Raw genomic sequence first — 2,706 nt, 5'->3', positions numbered from 1 at the left:
GCACGGAGGGGGGCGCGGGAGCGGGCGCGGCAGCGGGCGCGGTGTCCCGGTGTCCGTTCAGCTCGCCCTGCACGGCCGCCTGTCCGTTGGCTCCCTGCCCGTTGGATGGCGTCTTGCGGGGGCGCCGCTTCGTGGGCGACTCCGCGACTCCGTAGCCGACCAGCACGGGCTGCCGCTTCTCGCCCGCCGCCTCGGCGGGTGCCTCGGCGGCCTCGGCTGTCTCGGCCTCGGCACCGGACTCGGCGGTCCCGCCTGCTTCACCACCACCGACCGGCCCCGCCGAGGGGTCGGTGTCCACGGAGATGATCGCGGTGCCGACGTCCACCGTCGTCCCCTCGGCGAAGCGCAGCTCGTGCACGGCACCGTCGTAGGGGATGGGCAGCTCGACGGCGGCCTTGGCCGTCTCGACCTCGCAGACGACCTGGCCGTCGGTGACCGTGTCACCCGGCTTGACGTACCACGTGAGGATCTCTGCCTCCGTCAGTCCCTCGCCCACATCGGGCATCGTGAACTCGCGGATGCGGGTCGCGCTCTTCGTCATCGTCACGACTCTCCTCAGTACGCCAGCGCGCGGTCGACGGCATCGAGCACCCGGTCCAGGCCCGGAAGGTACTCGTCCTCCAGCCGGGCCGGCGGATAGGGCGCGTGGAACCCGCCGACGCGCAGCACCGGCGCCTCCAGCTGGTAGAAGCACCGCTCGGTGATCCGCGCGGCCACCTCCGAGCCGGTCCCCAGGAAGACGGGCGCCTCGTGCACGACCACCAGCCTGCCCGTTTTCTCCACGGACTTCTGCAGAGTGTCGAAGTCGATCGGCGACATCGAGCGCAGGTCGACCACCTCGAGGGAGCGGCCCTCCTCCTGTGCCGCGGTCGCCGCCTCCAGACAGGTCTTCACCATCGGCCCGTAGGCCGCCAGGGTGAGGTCGTCGCCCTGCCGGGCGACGCGGGCGGCGTGCAGCGGCGCCGGGAGGGATGAGGTGTCCACCTCGCCCTTGTCCCAGTAGCGGCGCTTGGGCTCGAAGAAGATGACCGGGTCGTCGCTCTCGATGGCCTGGCGCATCATCCAGTAGGCGTCGGAGGCGTTCGAGGGCGAGACGCACTTGAGTCCCGCCACGTGCGCGAACAGCGCCTCCGGCGACTCGCTGTGGTGCTCGACGGCGCCGATGCCGCCCGCGTAGGGAATCCGGATGACGACCGGCAGCTTGAGCTTGCCCAGCGCCCGCGCGTGCATCTTGGCGAGCTGCGTGACGATCTGGTCGTACGCGGGGAAGACGAAGCCGTCGAACTGGATCTCCACGACCGGCCGGTAGCCGCGCAGCGCCAGCCCGATGGCGCTTCCGACGATGCCGGACTCGGCCAGCGGCGTGTCGATGACCCGCTGCTCGCCGAAGTCCTTCTGCAGGCCGTCCGTGATACGGAAGACGCCGCCGAGCTTGCCGACGTCCTCACCCATGATCAGGACCTTCGGGTCCTCCTCCATCGCCGCGCGCAGCGCCGTGTTCAGCGCCTTGGCGAGCGGCATCTTGCGTACGCCCGGGGCGGCGTCGGCGGGGGCCGGTGATGTGACGGTGGCGGCCATGTCAGCGGCCCTCCTCGGAGTCGGCGAAGGACGCGAGATAGTCGGCGTACTGGGCACGCTCCTCGTCGACCAGCGCGTGCCCGTCCGCGTAGACGTTCTCGAAGATCGCCATGGTGTCGGGGTCGGGCATGGTGCGGATGGCCTCGCGTACGTGCTTGCCCATGGCCTCGCTCTCCTCGTCGAGGGCGGCGAAGAACTCGGGGCCGGCCAGTCCGTCCTTCTCCAGATACCTGCGCAGCCGGATGATCGGGTCCTTGGCCTCCCACTCGACACGCTCCTCGTCCCGGCGGTAGCGGCTCGGGTCGTCGGAGGTGGTGTGCGCGCCCATCCGGTACGTGAACGCCTCGACCAGCATGGGCCCCTCGCCGCTGCGCGCCCGCTCCACGGCGGCGCGGGTGACGGCGAGGCAGGCCAGCACGTCGTTGCCGTCCACCCGGACGCCGGGGAAGCCGTAGCCCTGGGCGCGCTGGTAGATGGGAACGCGGGACTGGCGCTCGGCGGGCTCGGAGATCGCCCACTGGTTGTTCTGGCAGAAGAAGACGACCGGGGCGTTGTAGACCGCCGAGAAGGTGAACGCCTCGGCCACATCGCCCTGCGAGGACGCGCCGTCACCGAAGTAGGCGATGACCGCGGAGTCGGCGCCGTCCAGGGTGATGCCCATCCCGTAGCCGGTCGCGTGCAGCACCTGGGAGCCGATGACGATCGTGTAGAGGTGGAAGTTGTTGGTGGCGGGGTCCCAGCCGCCGTTGTTCACACCGCGGAACATGCCGAGGAGGTTCGTCGGATCCACCCCGCGGCACCAGGCCACGCCGTGCTCGCGGTAGGTGGGAAAGACGTAGTCGTCGTCGCGCAGCGCCCGGCCGGAGCCGATCTGCGCCGCCTCCTGGCCCAGCAGCGAGGCCCACAGACCCAGCTCGCCCTGCCGCTGAAGCGATGTGGCCTCGGCGTCGAAGCGCCGGGTCAGCACCATGTCGCGGTAGAGCCCGCGCAGCTCCTCGGCGGGCAGATCGATGGCGTAGTCGGGGTGCTCCACCCGCTCGCCCTCGGGGGTCAGCAGCTGTACGAGCTCGGTGCCCGCCGTCGCGGCCGACGCCGCGGGGCCGTCCGCCCGGCGCGTACCGCCCTTGC

The 2,706-nt window shown here is 71.2% G+C and carries 3 protein-coding genes; all 3 read right to left on the bottom strand.

The genetic code is table 11. From position 1 onward, the window contains the following. A partial coding sequence (locus ACRDP3_RS22930; protein ID WP_431518889.1) for a biotin/lipoyl-containing protein occupies window positions 1-541 on the bottom strand: 541 nt, incomplete at its 3' end. A 14-nt stretch (window positions 542-555) separates the two neighbouring features. Then, the gene (locus tag ACRDP3_RS22925) at window positions 556-1,578 is read right to left on the bottom strand and encodes an alpha-ketoacid dehydrogenase subunit beta (protein ID WP_431518888.1); all 1,023 of its coding nucleotides are present in this window, start codon (window positions 1,576-1,578) and stop codon (window positions 556-558) included. 1 nt (window position 1,579) lies between these two features. Then, the coding region (gene pdhA / locus ACRDP3_RS22920; RefSeq protein ID WP_431518887.1) for a pyruvate dehydrogenase (acetyl-transferring) E1 component subunit alpha at window positions 1,580-2,706 on the bottom strand (1,127 nt) is incomplete at its 5' end.

The sequence above is a fragment of the Streptomyces sp. genome (assembly GCF_050698815.1).
Taxonomy (GTDB): domain Bacteria; phylum Actinomycetota; class Actinomycetes; order Streptomycetales; family Streptomycetaceae; genus Streptomyces.
The sequence above is the reverse complement of the archived record's forward strand: the minus strand, read 5'-3'. Positions and strand labels throughout refer to the sequence as shown.

Excerpts from the sequence above, each read along its gene's own strand:
- ACRDP3_RS22925 (WP_431518888.1), bottom strand. The coding sequence starts at position 1,578 with ATGGCCGCCACCGTCACATCACCGGCCCCCGCCGACGCCGCCCCGGGC.